At 50.5% G+C, this 14,643-nt stretch carries 18 protein-coding genes; 15 read left to right on the forward strand and 3 right to left on the reverse strand.

Annotation, left to right across the window (positions count from 1 at the left end; genetic code table 11):
- Window positions 1–2: 2 nt before the first annotated feature.
- Genes KW060_RS04425 through lexA form a run of 3 tightly spaced genes read right to left on the reverse strand, consistent with a single transcriptional unit; the run spans window position 3 to window position 2,906 of the window.
- Window positions 3–1,061, reverse strand: a complete 1,059-nt coding sequence (locus KW060_RS04425) for a hypothetical protein (protein ID WP_249035163.1) — start codon at window positions 1,059–1,061, stop codon at window positions 3–5.
- Complete coding sequence (locus KW060_RS04430; protein WP_249035164.1) at window positions 1,030–2,256, reverse strand: hypothetical protein; 1,227 nt, start codon at window positions 2,254–2,256, stop codon at window positions 1,030–1,032. The genes KW060_RS04425 and KW060_RS04430 overlap by 32 nt, the downstream gene beginning before the upstream one ends.
- Complete coding sequence (gene lexA, locus KW060_RS04435) at window positions 2,253–2,906, reverse strand: transcriptional repressor LexA (RefSeq protein WP_249035165.1); 654 nt, start codon at window positions 2,904–2,906, stop codon at window positions 2,253–2,255. Before lexA ends, KW060_RS04430 begins: the two co-directional genes overlap by 4 nt.
- A gap of 162 nt (window positions 2,907–3,068) precedes the next feature.
- On the opposite strand from lexA, the gene KW060_RS04440 reads away from it, so the two are divergent.
- The 15 genes from KW060_RS04440 to KW060_RS04510 all read left to right on the forward strand — a co-directional run bounded on the left by KW060_RS04440 (window position 3,069) and on the right by KW060_RS04510 (window position 14,572).
- Window positions 3,069–3,278, forward strand: a complete 210-nt coding sequence (locus tag KW060_RS04440) for a hypothetical protein (RefSeq protein WP_249035166.1) — start codon at window positions 3,069–3,071, stop codon at window positions 3,276–3,278.
- Window positions 3,271–3,726 carry a DUF2924 domain-containing protein gene (locus KW060_RS04445; protein ID WP_249035167.1) on the forward strand — a complete coding sequence of 152 codons (456 nt, stop codon included), beginning with the start codon at window positions 3,271–3,273 and terminating at the stop codon, window positions 3,724–3,726. Before KW060_RS04440 ends, KW060_RS04445 begins: the two co-directional genes overlap by 8 nt.
- Window positions 3,723–5,108, forward strand: a complete 1,386-nt coding sequence (locus tag KW060_RS04450) for a recombinase family protein (RefSeq protein ID WP_249035168.1) — start codon at window positions 3,723–3,725, stop codon at window positions 5,106–5,108. Before KW060_RS04445 ends, KW060_RS04450 begins: the two co-directional genes overlap by 4 nt.
- Window positions 5,093–5,503 carry a hypothetical protein gene (locus KW060_RS04455; protein ID WP_249035169.1) on the forward strand — a complete coding sequence of 137 codons (411 nt, stop codon included), beginning with the start codon at window positions 5,093–5,095 and terminating at the stop codon, window positions 5,501–5,503. Before KW060_RS04450 ends, KW060_RS04455 begins: the two co-directional genes overlap by 16 nt.
- Window positions 5,504–5,702: 199 nt before the next feature.
- Window positions 5,703–6,251 (forward strand): sigma-70 family RNA polymerase sigma factor, encoded by a 549-nt coding sequence (locus KW060_RS04460; RefSeq protein ID WP_249035170.1) that lies wholly within the window; start codon window positions 5,703–5,705, stop codon window positions 6,249–6,251.
- Window positions 6,252–6,444: 193 nt separating this feature from the next.
- Window positions 6,445–6,738: a hypothetical protein gene (locus KW060_RS04465; protein WP_249035171.1), complete on the forward strand. Its 294-nt coding sequence runs from the start codon at window positions 6,445–6,447 to the stop codon at window positions 6,736–6,738.
- The gene (locus KW060_RS04470) at window positions 6,735–7,649 is read left to right on the forward strand and encodes an ATP-binding protein (protein ID WP_249035172.1); all 915 of its coding nucleotides are present in this window, start codon (window positions 6,735–6,737) and stop codon (window positions 7,647–7,649) included. The genes KW060_RS04465 and KW060_RS04470 overlap by 4 nt, the downstream gene beginning before the upstream one ends.
- Window positions 7,646–8,236: a hypothetical protein gene (locus KW060_RS04475; RefSeq protein WP_249035173.1), complete on the forward strand. Its 591-nt coding sequence runs from the start codon at window positions 7,646–7,648 to the stop codon at window positions 8,234–8,236. The genes KW060_RS04470 and KW060_RS04475 overlap by 4 nt, the downstream gene beginning before the upstream one ends.
- Window positions 8,237–8,248: 12 nt before the next feature.
- On the forward strand, window positions 8,249–9,913 hold the full coding sequence (locus KW060_RS04480) for a DEAD/DEAH box helicase (RefSeq protein WP_249035174.1): 1,665 nt from the start codon (window positions 8,249–8,251) through the stop codon (window positions 9,911–9,913).
- Window positions 9,910–10,104 carry a DUF6511 domain-containing protein gene (locus KW060_RS04485; protein ID WP_249035175.1) on the forward strand — a complete coding sequence of 65 codons (195 nt, stop codon included), beginning with the start codon at window positions 9,910–9,912 and terminating at the stop codon, window positions 10,102–10,104. The genes KW060_RS04480 and KW060_RS04485 overlap by 4 nt, the downstream gene beginning before the upstream one ends.
- On the forward strand, window positions 10,105–10,872 hold the full coding sequence (locus KW060_RS04490) for a PD-(D/E)XK nuclease family protein (RefSeq protein WP_249035176.1): 768 nt from the start codon (window positions 10,105–10,107) through the stop codon (window positions 10,870–10,872).
- Window positions 10,869–13,058 carry an AAA family ATPase gene (locus KW060_RS04495; protein ID WP_249035177.1) on the forward strand — a complete coding sequence of 730 codons (2,190 nt, stop codon included), beginning with the start codon at window positions 10,869–10,871 and terminating at the stop codon, window positions 13,056–13,058. Before KW060_RS04490 ends, KW060_RS04495 begins: the two co-directional genes overlap by 4 nt.
- A gap of 374 nt (window positions 13,059–13,432) precedes the next feature.
- Window positions 13,433–13,918 carry a crossover junction endodeoxyribonuclease RuvC gene (locus tag KW060_RS04500; RefSeq protein WP_249035178.1) on the forward strand — a complete coding sequence of 162 codons (486 nt, stop codon included), beginning with the start codon at window positions 13,433–13,435 and terminating at the stop codon, window positions 13,916–13,918.
- The gene (locus tag KW060_RS04505; RefSeq protein ID WP_249035179.1) at window positions 13,915–14,199 is read left to right on the forward strand and encodes a DUF6378 domain-containing protein; all 285 of its coding nucleotides are present in this window, start codon (window positions 13,915–13,917) and stop codon (window positions 14,197–14,199) included. Before KW060_RS04500 ends, KW060_RS04505 begins: the two co-directional genes overlap by 4 nt.
- Window positions 14,189–14,572: a DUF6362 family protein gene (locus KW060_RS04510; protein WP_249035180.1), complete on the forward strand. Its 384-nt coding sequence runs from the start codon at window positions 14,189–14,191 to the stop codon at window positions 14,570–14,572. The genes KW060_RS04505 and KW060_RS04510 overlap by 11 nt, the downstream gene beginning before the upstream one ends.
- Window positions 14,573–14,643 lie beyond the last annotated feature (71 nt).

Genomic DNA, 14,643 nt, shown 5'->3' on the forward strand with positions numbered 1-14,643 from the left:
TTTTATCCTACCATTTGTCTTAAAACGTTATCGGCGGCTTTGATAACGAACCTTGCTTTGTATGCTTTCTCGCCCTCATTCCAAGGCACCGGGTCTTCCGAAAGGCCAAAGGTTTGCTTGAGCTTGTTTGCCAATTCCTGCTTTTGTTTTTTGACGCGATCAGTAGCGTCCTGATCTTGCCATGAGATGCTTCCGCCTGTTGTGGCGAGAGAACGTAACAAAGTCCACTGCAGCGTTGGCTTGCCGGAATTCTGGTTCTTCATCTTCAGATGTTCAGGTTCCAGCCGTTCTTGAATCTGCCCGCACGAAACCAACAACATCTCTGTTGCGGTAAATTCGAACACAAACTGCTCCCACGTTGCGCCTGCTGGTGTCGGGAATTGATACTCCGATCCCGGCTTCGCTGATTTTGGCAACACTGTTTCCAGCCAATTAGAGACGATGGTTTGAGCGCTGCCTTTTGCCGTGACCTTGCCTACGCCATCAACGGCAAGCACATCATCTATACCGATGAGTTTGGATTTATGCCTGCTGCTCGCATCAGAGCTGGCAGTGCTGATAAGACTGCTGGTGGCGGCAATCAACAGAAACGTCTGCTCGCCCATACAAAGCTGATTGACGATTTTATCCAGCTGCGAGGATGTCTGGCCCAAAAAGCAATACACAGGAAAACTATGCTCAGCTTGCGGATTCAGTACACCAAATTTCCAAAGGGCTGTATGTCCTGTGATTTTTTCGTGTTGCTCGGTGAAACCAATGGCCTCAGCAATTTTGGTCGCCAGCTTTTTATGATCAACGCGATACAGTGCCAGTTCTGATTTTTCAATTGTGCGGCGGTCGCACTGCTTGGCATCTGACGTACAGATGCCGACAATATCGTTTGGCCCATGCCGCACGACATTCATGTAGCATCCGGCTCGGCCATTACAGGGAATGGCGGATGCTTGCTCATTCGTTATTGCAAGAAATTCTGCCGGAAAGTTTTGCCATTCAGCTTTTACACCCTTGCCACCAGAAAGCTTTGTCAGTTTACGCCATGGCGGCGATTGATACGGCGTCATGGCTCTCCTGATGCGTTACGGGTTGTGTGCTGTCTTCTTCCTCTTTCTGTTCATTCACAAAGCCACGTTTCCGCAACCATGTTTCAATCAGGTGAGAATCTTCCTTACGGTCAAAATTGGCCACATTCGGTGTTCGTACCTTGACCATGCGTGGACGTTTGGCGTTTTCAAACTTCACCGAAAAGCTGGCCGAAACCAGTCTGCCAAAATTTGGAAATTCACGATCTCTTGAAGCTAAGGACGCAAACACATCATTTGAGCGTAACGTCTGTTTGTCATTATAAGGCCCCAGAAACTGGTGTTGGATTTCGACTAATTTAATATCTTCCAGCCCATCAATATCAGCACAGGCCAAAGCATCAACGCCATTATCGATGAGTGGCTGCAATGTATATTTTTCAGCGCCCGGAAAATATTCAGCCTGACCGAACAGATGCTGGCTGAACAAATCCAAATACATGCTGCGCTCTTTCTTGGCGCTTGATTTATTGAATATTGCTAGCTCATTGTTTGGACGATCATATATCAGCACATCATGAAATTCTGGACGATAGAAAATTGTCTTTGATTTTCCGTCTTCAATCTTGCCTTCGCGTTTAAAAGGCATTCCATGATGAACCAAGAAATATATCTTATCTTCATCATCGGCGCTCACTGCCAAAATGCGGCAGCCAGTCCCACGCTTATTTTTAGAGAACCAAACATCCATCTCCTTCTCAAGAGCGGTAAGAACTTCTTGCTTCGGAACACCGAATTCATCTGGCGCTTTCTTGTCTGACATGAAGTACATGAATGACTTTGGTTTTAGCAACAGCACTTCGGCATGTGGGCGCTTTAAAAGCTCAGGATCATGCAGCCATAGCGTTAGAGCGAGATCAGCCGGAGAAACGTCATCTTGCGTTTCAATTTTATTTTCTTCTGCAAGCCCATGAAGCTGTTCAAAATGATCATCATCGGACATTTCCTGAATAAAAAATAACGCCTCCACAAAATTAATATCGATATCGTCTGTGGGTTCCAGCAGCACTCGGCTTAAGCACTCGAAATCCAGCTCGCTATCTTCATCTAACTCAAAGCTGAACCCGCGCCCGGTCAGGTAGCTTTCATAACGCTTAAGAAAAGTGATCAGATTATCTTGCTGGATGTTTTTCAAAACATCAGGTTGGGCAAAACGTCGTAAATTATAGGTGCTCATGTGGTTATCCTCCTTGGGGGTTCGTCTAGGAGGGCCTCGGTGTCAACACCCGAGCATACATGTAAGACCTTCCCAATTATTTTAAGTTCATCTTGTTGTCCTATGATGATGGGTTTTAGTTTCTGATTTTCAGGGCGCAGTTCAATATGCTCCCCTTCAATGCTCAGCCGCTTTACAGTGGCCTCTTCGCCGACCATGGCCACCACAATATCGCTGTTTTCAGCAATCGGTTGCTGGCGCACAACAACGTAATCGCCCTCGAAAATATCAGCATCGATCATGCTGTCACCTTGCACTTTGAGCGCAAAGCACTTCCCGCGCAGAACATTATTCGGCACCATGACCTGACCAATCTTGTTTTCAAGGGCGAGAATCGGTTGGCCAGCCGCAACCATCCCTAAAACAGGAACAGCCGTTAGGTTGGTCTTATCCGGTGTTTGTGCGTGGAGAATTTCGATAGACCGCGCTTTTCGCGCTTGCCTGCGAATATAGCCTTTATCTTCCAGACGCTTGAGCCCTTCAAACACACTGGGCGCTTTCACACCCAATTCCACAGCAAGCTCTTGTACCGTGGGCGACATCCCCATGGCACGTTTCAGGCGTTCAATGGCCTGTAATAGCGTATTCTGTGCGTTTGTCAGTTGCTCCATAGCATCCTTTCAATTTTGGCTAATGACCTAATATAAATTAGGCTTACGATTTTCACAAGCCTAATTTGATTCAATGCACAGCATTGACTGAACCGACAGTTTTCAGGTCATTTCAGTAAGTAACTCCTTGAACGACGCAATAATTCTCAAGGAGGTTCGCCCATGTCTTCACTTTCCCCAAACCTAATAAATGAGCGAGATCGCCGCACCGAAGTGGCGCGTTTGCTGGCGCTTGGCATCCTGCGCCGCAAGATCCGTCTAAACCGTCAGTTCGAGCCAACAAATCCCTCTAATTCATTGGACTTCAGGGTTTTTCCAAGCGTTCATGCCCATGACGAAGAACCAAAAAACCAAGGAGAAACAGATGGATAAAACACTTCTGGCGCGTGTGGCCGCACTCCCAAACATGCCGCTATCAGACCTGAAAGCATTATGGCGGGATGTGTATCAGGACGAACCACCCGGCGGCCATAAAAGCCACATTGTCCGCAGACTGGCTTATCGCCTGCAGGAGCTTGCATATGGCGTTGATCCGCAGATTGAGAACCGGATCGAACAGCAGGCCAATGATTTATTCGGATCGGGCAAGAAAGCAAAATCGAAGCGTAAAACACAATATCAGCGGCCCATCCCCGGCACCAAACTCGTCCGGGAATATAAGGGCATCGAATATCAGGTCACCATTTTAGAAGAAGGCTACGAATATGCAGGCTGTTTATACAAAAGCCTGTCGAAAGTTGCGCTGGCTATAACGGGCAGCAGCTGGTCAGGACCTGCCTTCTTCGGATTAAACAACAAAGCACAAGGAGGCAAACATTGAGCACAACCACACCGAAAAAACGCTGCGCGATTTATACGCGCAAATCTACTGAAGAAGGCTTGGACATGGAATTCAACAGCCTTGATGCTCAGCGCGAGGCTTGTGAATCCTATATTGCCTCACAAAAACATGAAGGCTGGTTCCAGCTTCCTGATGAATATGATGATGGCGGCTTTACAGGCGGCAATATGGATCGCCCGGCCTTAAAGCGTCTGATGGACGATATCAAAAGCGGCCTGATTGATACGGTTGTTGTGTACAAGGTTGACCGCTTGTCGCGCTCCTTGGCTGATTTTGCCAAACTGATCGATCTGTTCGATGAGCACAAAGTGTCCTTTGTCTCTGTTACCCAGCAATTCAACACCACCACATCAATGGGTCGTCTAACGCTGAATATTCTACTCAGCTTTGCCCAGTTTGAGCGTGAAGTAATTGGCGAACGCATCCGCGATAAATTGGCAGCCTCCAAACGCAAAGGCATGTGGATGGGTGGTGTCACGCCCATGGGCTATGTGGTGAAAAACCGTGAGCTTGTGATCGAGCCTGATGAGGCTGAGGGCATCCGCAAAATATTTGATCTGTTTTTGATGACCAAGTCGCCCACAGAGATGGCAAAGATGTTGCCGCGCATGGGGGTTTTAAGCAAGAAGCGTACGACTAAAAACGGACGCGTCATTGGTGGCAAGGCACTAGATAAAGGTGGCCTCTATAAGATTCTGCAAAACCCCATCTATATCGGAAAAATCAAACATAAGGACCAAATCTACGAGGGCCGCCATCCGGCCATCATTGACATGGATACGTGGAATAAAGTCCGCGCCATCATGAAAGAAAACACCATCAACCGAGGCGCAATCACACGCAAGAAAACCAAGGCCATTTTGATGGGGCTTTTGAAATGCGGTGAATGTGAATGCTCTCTGGTGCCAAGCCATACCCGTAAAAAAGGCGGCAGGCTTTATCGCTATTACACCTGCGAGCACTATCGCAAAGGTATCAACCCTGATTGCAAAGTTCGTAATGTCAGTGCCAGTGAGATGGAAGCTTTGATCCTGGCGCAGCTACAAGCCGTTTTTGCATCACCTGAAATGATCGTTGAGACATGGCGCGAGGCATACAAAGAAGATGAAAGCGTGACTGAAACGGAAGTCCGGGACGCGCTTGGCAATATTGTACCGATCTGGAAGGAGCTTTTTCCGGCAGAGCAGCAACGTATTCTTGAGCTGATGATTGAGAAAGTCATCGTCAATTATGAATATGTCGATGTCCGTATCCGGGCAGATGGCATGCTCAGCCTTGCACGAGAATTGGACGAACAAGAAAAGCGCCTCCAAGGAATTTCAACCAAACAATTGGAGGAGCAAGCATGGATGCACGCATAAAAATGATGGAAGGCAATGTGATCTCGGTTCGGGTGCCGATAAAAATCAAACGCTACGGCGGCAAAAAACTGATTTTATTTCCTGAAGGTGCTCATATGACTGCACCGCAGGAAGATTCGAAACCCGACGAGACGCTCGTTAGAGCCTTGGCCAAAGCCTATTACTGGCAGAACCTGATTGATACCGGGCGCTATAAATCCATCGATGACATGTCGCGCCAGCGCAAAATCAATTCCTCTTATATGTCGCGGATACTGCGCCTCAATCAACTCGCCCCCCAGATTAAAAAAGCCATCTTGGATGGTACGCAACCACGCCAGTTAAGTCTGCAGGATATGCAAACCCCATTTCCCGATATTTGGGATGAGCAATTAAAGCATTTTGGATTTGCCTAATCTCCCTTCGGTGAAATTTCACCGAACACTCTGAAATTTTTTTCAAAAAAATTCGCACCCACCAAAGCCCCGCCTGTCGGGGCTTTTTTTGTTTTTTGCAGCGCTTTGAATAGCCCGTCTCACCGGGCCTCCAGTGAGTTTTCGCCAGTCCCAGTTGACCCGCCCGCGTGGCGGCTAACCGCAACTGGAGACGAAAACCATGAGCAAAAACAACTATGAAGGAATCCATCCTTATGTCGTAAACCAAGTCCGTTATCACGCACGCAGCCTGATGCGGCACTCCGCCATTCATGGCGTAGAAGTCGAGGACCTAGAGCAAGAGCTGATGCTGGATTATCTATCCCGCAAGCAGGCTTATGATCCTGAAAAAGCAAAATGGTCGACCTTTGCTGATCGCATCCTCAACCACAAATGCGCCAGCCTGATTGAGGCCGCCCGCGCCCAAAAGCGTGGGTCCGGCATCAGTGATTTTTCACTTGATGCATGGCTAGAGGATAAGGACGGCGAAGACAACGCCTTGCCTGATCCCGCAACCGAAGACCTGACCAGCCGCGACCTACAAATTGACCTTGAACAGGCCGTTCAGCAGATGCCGCCGCATCTGGTGTTGCTGCTGGTTGATCTGCGGACGCTCAGCATCAGTGAAATCTCACGCAAAACCAAAACCCCACGCTCGACCCTCTACGGGACGCTGTCCGAACTTCGCGGATCGCTGAAGGAGCGTGGCTTTGCGGAATATCTGCACTGAGCCGCCGACAGTTTTTGAGCCCTCTCGGTAAGTAACTCTTTGAAGGCAAGAAAACATGCCGGGTTCTCGCGGAAATACAAGACCCCACAAGGAAATACCGCGACCGCTTTGCTCTTTGGGCGGCGTCAGAACCCGGCAGCCGAAACGACATGACCAAAGAGCAATTTTTAACCCACGAAATCAAGGAGGTTTTATGTTTAAGCTATCGTTACAAAAGCTGATTAAAGACAGCTACTACGCCAAACATGTTCCGGCATTTATTCAAATTCCAGAACTTGGTGCTATTCCTGAAGACACCACCAAACCTATCCATGAGGCAACGCTGGATGATCTGGCCTTTGCCGCACAGGCTTTGGATAAAGAACAAAGCGCCATTTACAAGCGCTTGTCTGCCATCCGTGAGCTTTATACGGAAGCACGTTCCAAAGGCGCATTAGGCGCTGAAAATATTGTGGATGCACTCTCCCGCAAAGGAGGTGCCCAATGAGCCTTCCTATCATCTCAGCCGATGAACGCTTGAAAGAAACCAAGGGCATTAAAGGATGCATCTTCGGTAAAAGCGGTATCGGCAAAACATCACTGCTCTGGACGCTTCCTGCAGAAAAGACGCTGTTCTTTGATCTTGAGGCTGGTGATCTGGCCATCGAAGGTTGGCAAGGCGATACCATCCGTCTGCGCACATGGCAGGACTGCCGTGATATTGCAGCCTTTATTGGCGGCCCAAACCCGGCCTTGCGTGATGAGCAGCCATACAGCCAAGCCCATTATGATGCCGTCACGGCCAAGTATGGTGATGCCAATAATCCAAATAATAGTGCGCTAGATAAATACGACACGATCTTCATCGACAGTATCACCGTTGCCGGACGCTTGTGTTTCAACTGGTGCAAGGGACAGCCACAGGCATTTTCTGACAAAACAGGCAAGCCTGATACGCGAGGTGCTTACGGCCTGCATGGTCAGGAAATGATCGCGTGGCTTACACATCTCCAACACACACGCGGCAAGAATATCTGGTTTGTCGGCATCTTGGACGAAAAGATCGATGACTTTAATCGCCGTTTCTTCCAGCCACAAATTGAAGGCAGCAAAACTGCGTTAGAGCTTCCCGGTATTGTCGATCAGGTCATCACTATGACCGAGATGACAAGCCCCGAAGGCAAGTCATTCCGCGCCTTTATCTGCCACACCATCAATGATGCCGGATATCCGGCCAAGGATCGTTCCGGTCGTCTTGATCTAATGGAAGAACCCCATCTTGGCCGCCTCATGCAGAAAATTGCGGGCAAAGCCAAGCCTGTTGCCGAACGCCTCACGTTCTCAATTGAACAAGACGCGCCTGCCAGCAGCACCCCTGATTCCCAACACAACAACGAAACACAAGGAGGCCAAGAATGAGTTGGAACGATTTTAATAGTGCAGATGATCAAAGCGGATTTGATGTCATCCCAAAAGGAACGCTGGCTAAGGTCCGTATGACCATTAAGCCCGGCGGTCATGATGATGCATCACAAGGCTGGACGGGTGGCTGGGCCACGCGCAGTAATACCACAAGTGCGGTCTATTTGAACTGCGAGTTTGTGGTGCTGGAAGGCAAATATGCTCGCCGCAAAATCTGGAGCCTAATTGGACTGTACAGCGCCAAAGGTCCGGACTGGGCCAATATTGGTCGCGCCTTCATCAAAGGGATTTTGAACTCCTCTCGCGGCGTGTCCAACAAGGATAATACGCCAGCTGCCCAGAATGCCCGCCGTATCAACGGCCTTGGTGATCTGGATGGTGTCGAGTTTGCCGCCCGGATTGATATTGAGAAAGACCAGAACGGTGACGACAAGAACGTCATCAAATTGGCTATTACACCGGACAACAAGGAATACGCCTCTATCATGGGCGCTGTATCCGGAGCAGCTTCTGCGCCTCAGCCCAATAGTGATCAGCCCGCATCTGCGGGCTCGAGAAGCAACCTGCCGTCATGGGCGCAATGATAAGGGGGCGGCATGTTACTCAGACCAAGACAAAAGGAGCTCGTCTCCAAGACTGTTGATGCGCTTTACACCCACGGCAACACGCTAGCGGTCGCACCAACAGGTGCAGGCAAGACGATCATGCTATCAGCAGTGCTGGGACGCATGTTTGACCGCGATATTGAGCGTGCCTGCGTGCTTGCTCACCGTGATGAGCTGACCTTTCAAAATGAAGGCAAGTTCAAGCGCGTAAACCCATCCATTTCCACCAGTATTTTTAATGCGAATGAGAAAAGCTGGGATGGCCAAGTGGCCTTTGCCATGGTGCAAACCCTCTCGCGGGAGAGCAATCTGCGCTCATTGCCGTCGCTGGATGCATTGGTGATTGATGAAGCCCATCACGCCCGGGCCGACAGCTACATGCGGGTGATTGAACACGCTCAAAACATCAATCCAAACATGAAGCTGCTGGGCATGACCGCCACGCCTAACCGTGGTGATAAAAAAGGTCTGCGCCCGATCTTCTCCAACGTGTCGGACCAGATCACGGTCAAAGAGCTGATCGCTTCCGGTCACCTTGTGCCGCCACGCACCTTTGTCATGAATGTCGGCGTTCAGGAAGAGCTGAGTAAAGTCCGTAAAACCGCCCTTGATTATGATATGAGCGCGGTTGCCGACATCATGAACACGCGCCCGATCAATGATGCGGTGGTTCAGCACTGGAAAGAAAAAGCCGGAGACCGTCAAACCGTCGTATTCTGCTCGACCGTTGAGCATGCGCGGGATGTTATGGCCAGCTTTATCAGCGCTGGCATTGCCACAGGCATGATCTGGGGTGATATGAGCGAAACAGATCGCTCTGATACCTTGGCAGCTTACGGCAAAGGCGATCTGCAAGTCATTGTGAATGTCGCGGTACTGACTGAAGGCTGGGACCACCCGCCAACATCCTGCATCGTTTTGCTGCGCCCTAGCTCTTACAAATCCACCATGATCCAGATGATCGGTCGTGGTTTGCGAACGGTCGACCCGGCTGAGTTTCCCGGCATCATCAAAAAAGACTGTGTTGTGCTCGACTTTGGCACATCGACACTGATGCATGGCTCGCTGGAACAAGAAGTCCAGCTGGATGATCAGTTTATTGAAGGTGATGCGCCCTATAAAGACTGCCCGGAATGCGGCGCTGATGTGCCGCTCGCCAGTAAGGAATGTCCGTTATGTGGCTATATCTGGGAAGGCCAGCCCGAGGCTGATACCACACAGACCGCCGATTTCCACATGACGGAGATCGACATCCTCAAACGCTCCAGCTTCCTTTGGTGCGATTTACGCGGCGATGATCAGTATTTCATTGCAACCGGCTTTGAAGCTTGGGGCGGTGTCTTTTACCGTGACGGCGAATGGTACGCCGTTGGTGGCCGCAAAAACCATGCGGTTAAGCTCTTGGCTGCGGGTGAGCGCATTGTGTGCTTCGCTGCTGCCGATGACTGGATCAACCTGTTTGAAACCGAGAGCGCTGCTCACAAAACCAAGAACTGGTTGCACCAGCCTGCTACCGAAAAACAGCTGCGTCATCTCCCTCCTGAATATCGCAATGATTACAGCCTGACCCGTTACAAGGCATCCGCGCTGATGACCATGCGGTTTAACAACACGGCCATCCGTCAGGTCATTGAAAACGGGAGGATCGCCGCATGATTGATCCCACCGATTTTGAACGTGATTGCATGAATAAGGCTCTGCGCCCTCTTGGCGAATATGTCGCCGAGATTGGTACTGGCAAAGCCTTCCAAGATTTAACCCGTGAGCAGGTCCTAACGCTGATCGAAGTCGTTGTGACCGCTTACATGGACGAGCTTTCCAAAGGCTCGGAGGAGATTCCGTTTTAGATGCTTGATTTTAATCACAGGCCCAGTTTTACAGAGCGTGTGTCTGAATTGATTGATCAGGCACTGTGCGCGGAACATAAAGCCCAGCCAGAACGCGATTATCTGGGGGCTTCCCGCCTCGGGGAAAACTGTAGCCGTAAATTACAATACGAATATACCAACACGCCCAAAGACGAAGGTTTTTCCGGCCAGACCTTACGGATATTTGCCGCAGGACATGTGTTTGAAGATCTGGCCATTCGCTGGCTACGTCTTGCCGGGTTTGAGCTCTTCACTGAGAAACCGAATGGCTATCAATTCGGGTTCTCGGTCGCCGATGGCCGCATCCGTGGACATGTTGACGGCATTATTAATGGCGCACCCGAGGCGCTGGGCCTCACATTCCCGATGCTTTGGGAGTGTAAGTCGCTCAATGCCAAGTCATGGAAAGACACCGTTAAGCGCGGCGTTGCCAAATCAAAACCTGTCTATGCAGCGCAGATGGCCACCTACCAAGCCTATATGGAAGGCAGTGTGCCGGGCATTAGCAAAAACCCGGCGCTATTTACAGCCATTAATAAAGATACGGCAGAGCTGCATTTTGAGCTTGTTCCTTTTGATGCGAGCCTTGCTCAAAAGGTCAGTGATCGTGCGGTTACCATCTTAAAAGCAGCCGATTCTGGTGAGTTACTGCCGCGCCATACCGCTGATCCTGAACATTTTGAATGTCGTTTCTGTGCCTACCGCAACCGTTGTTGGGACCAACTCGTTGGGGAGGTGTCTGCATGACAGCAAACTGGTCCGACTTCAACGATGCACCAGGCCAATATCCTGAGTTTAAAGACGCTACGATTCCCACAGACGATATACGTCAGCAGCTGATCGGGCGGCTGGATCAAGTCTTGTCTTATTTGTTGCCCGCAGGCCGCATCAAGCGCGGCGTGTATGAGATCGGTGATATTCAAGGCAATAAGGGTGATAGCCTCAAGATTGAGCTGAATAGCGGCAAGGCTGGCATGTGGCATGATTTTGCCACGGGCGAAGGTGGCGACATCTTTGATCTGTGGGCAGCGTGTCACAATCTGGATACCAAACATCAATTCCCACAGGTGGTCAGCTCAGCCAGTGAATGGCTTGGACTGGCTTTACCTGCGCCGATACCTGCTGCTCCAGTCAAACCTGCAAAACATATCCCCGAGGATGAGCTTGGCCCACACACGGCCAAATGGGACTATCTGGATGGCGATGGCAAACTAATCGCCTGCGTTTATCGCTATGACACAGCTGACGGCAAGGAATTCAGGCCATGGGATGTGCTGGCAAAAAAACATCGCGCTCCCACCCCAAGACCGCTCTTTAATCAGCCGGGTCTCAAGGAAAACCAGCATGTGGTTCTGGTCGAAGGTGAAAAAGCCGCCGAAGCTTTGATGGCTCATGGCATCACAGCCACAACCGCGATGAATGGCGCAAAAGCCCCGCCCGAAAAAACAGACTGGTCACCCCTCAAAGATAAACACCTGCTGATCTGGCCGGATCATGATGAAGCTGGCCGCGCTTATGCCGAGGCTGTCAGTACATATCTCGGTTCGCAAGGTATTACTGCCTCACTCACAATTTTGGATGTGCCAAGCGACAAGCCCGAAAAATGGGATGCAGCTGATGCTGTGTCTGAGGGCTTGGACTTACGCGCTTTTATTGCTGAATGCATCAAAACTGAAAAAGCCGCTGTCACTGCTGTGCCTGCCTTCACGGTTGGGCATTTTCTGGATGACACATCGCCCATGCCGGAAGATTTAATCCTGCCGCGTGTATTAACGCCGGGTGGGCTGATGGTCTTTGGTGGTGCGCCCAAGGTCGGCAAGAGTGATTTTCTGCTCTCGTTGCTGGCCCATATGGCGGCAGGCGTTCCTTTCCTTGGCATGAAGCCACCACGCCCTTTGCGGATATTTTATCTGCAGGCAGAGATTGGCTATCACTATTTGCGCGAGCGCCTGCAAAACATGGCGTTTGATAAAAACCTGCTGCCGCTGGTCCGCAAAAATCTGGTTGTCACACCGCAATTCAAGATGCTGCTCAATGAGCATGGTGTGGCTGCCACCTGTGAGGCCATTCGAAGCCATTTTAGCGATCTGGGCGTTGATATTATCGTCGTTGATCCGCTGCGTAATGTGTTTGACGGCGGCGACGGTGATGCAGGTGAAAATGATAACGCCGCCATGCTGTTTTTTTTGCAGCAACGGCTCGATGCCTTGCGTGATGCCGTTAATCCCGATGCCGGAATCATCCTTGCCCACCACACACGCAAAATCCAAAAGAAACAGCTGGAAGAAGATCCGTTTCAGGCACTCTCCGGTGCGAGCAGCTTACGAGGCTATTACACCACCGGGCTGATCATGTTCCAGCCAGATGAAAACCAGTCCTATCGTCAACTGATTTTTGAACTGCGAAACGGGCCACGCTTGCGCTCCAAGGTGATCGATAAGGTTGATGGTGCGTGGCAAGAGATGGAATACAGCTCGGATCGTCTGGTCAATCGCGACTATGGCCAGAAGCTTGATGCGGAGCGCCGTCGCAAGCGTGACGTCATCCTTGAAATCATCTACGCAGAATCCCGCGCTGGTCGTGTCTACACGATGAACCAGTTTTGTCAGGCGTTTGAAAACCGCGCCGGGCTTGGCGGCAAAGACACCATTCGTGGTCGCTTGGATGTGCTCTCCACCAAGGGCTACGTCAAGTTTTTCAAGGATGCAGACAATTACGGTCTGAGCAGTCCCTCTCGCACCAAATACGGCTTTTTGTGCGTTGAAGATATGCATCTTGGCACTGGTGAAGAGATGGTCGATCCGCACACAGGCGAAGTCTCTGCCAAGCTGCAAGCGGTCTATCCAACCCATTACAAATGCCGCCAGACAGCCGCCGTCCTTCCTGTCGAGAACCCTCGCATGTGGATTTATGACGAGGAGGATCAGGCATGACAAACCAGCTCCAAAATACCCACAAAAACCAATTTTCCCACCCGGGAAAAATGGTCTTATGCGCTCCCAAACTGGAGCAGTTTCGGCCCAATCTGAAACTGCAGCAAATCTGCCAAAACTGGGAAACGCCAACCATATCAACGGTTTCAGCGCAGTTTCGTGCCAGATTCCAGTTTTGGTCATCCAGTTTCGTTCCAAACTGCCCAAACTGGCGGGAAAGCCTTTTATTTCAAGGTTTAGCCAGTTTGGAAGTGTTTAGGAAAAAGACTCCCTCTCCCTACGGGAGAGAGTGCCCCTATGGGGGCAACTCTCCCCGGTCGAGGGTTTTGTGTGTGCTCACTTCATCTTTCCCAACAACCAAACAGGAGGTCTCCATGGAAAAAACCAATCAACCCATTTTGCTCAGTCTCGATCTGGGCACAGCCACTGGATGGGCGCTTTCCAACAAACATGGACGCATCATGAGCGGCACAGCGCATTTTCGTCCCCGTCGTTTTGAGGGTGGCGGTATGCGTTACCTGCGCTTTGAACGCTGGCTAAATGAAACCCGTGATGTATCGGGCGAGATCAATGCAGTTTATTTCGAAGAAGTCCGCAGGCACCTTGGTGTGGACGCAGCCCATGCTTATGGCGGCTTTCTGGCTTCACTCACCGCATGGTGTGAGGAGCACAGCATCCCTTACGAAGGCGTTCCGGTCGGAACGATCAAGAAGTTCATCACTGGCAAAGGCAATGCTGGCAAACAGGCTGTTATTGAAGCTGTCAAAGCCCTCGGCCATCTGCCCGAAGATGACAACGAAGCCGATGCGCTGGCTCTCCTGCATTTTGCCCGTGAGCAAATGATAGGAGGCCAGTCATGAGACATGCCAACCGACTTTTGGAACAAGCGACACGGACACTGGCAGAGCGTGGTGAAAGCTACGGCTCGCCGCACACGCTATTCGAAAACGTGGCCAAACGCTGGTCGCTGACATTGGGCATAGAGGTGACCGCTGCACAGGTTGTGCTCTGCCTGATTGAGCTGAAGTTAGCTCGACTAAATAGCAATTCCAAGCATCATGACAGCATGGTCGATGTCGCAGGATATGCAGCAATTTTAAACGAAATCATCAATAACAACGGAGGCGCTTATGGAGCATAACTGGACTGAAAAGGACGTGGCAGGTCAATTTGAAGAATCTATTTCTACTTTGAAAAAGCTACCGCCTGTGCGGGCGCAAGGCTATTTCAATGCATGGCCCGAGATTGTCCGCACCCCGGAAGAGATTGCGGCAGGTGAACCCATGCCGCTTCGCTTGCGGGCAACACCAGATGCCATCTCACGCATGGAACAAACACTGCGCTGGATTACATGGGTTGATGTGGAGGAGCGTCGTTTGATCTGGCATCGCGCCGCTCGCAGACGCTGGAAAACAATTTGTTGGGAGCTGGGCTGTGATCGCAGCACAGCATGGCGCAAATGGAATGTGGCCTTGGCAAAAATTGCGGCTCGCTTGAATGCTGGACAGAAGTAAAAGTGTTGCAACACTTTAGTATTCGACACTTGCAACATTTTTCGCTATTCTTAGAAGCATAATCGGGAGCA

It is taken from the genome of Pseudemcibacter aquimaris, assembly GCF_028869115.1.
In the GTDB taxonomy this organism is placed as follows: Bacteria; Pseudomonadota; Alphaproteobacteria; order Sphingomonadales; family Emcibacteraceae; genus Pseudemcibacter; species Pseudemcibacter aquimaris.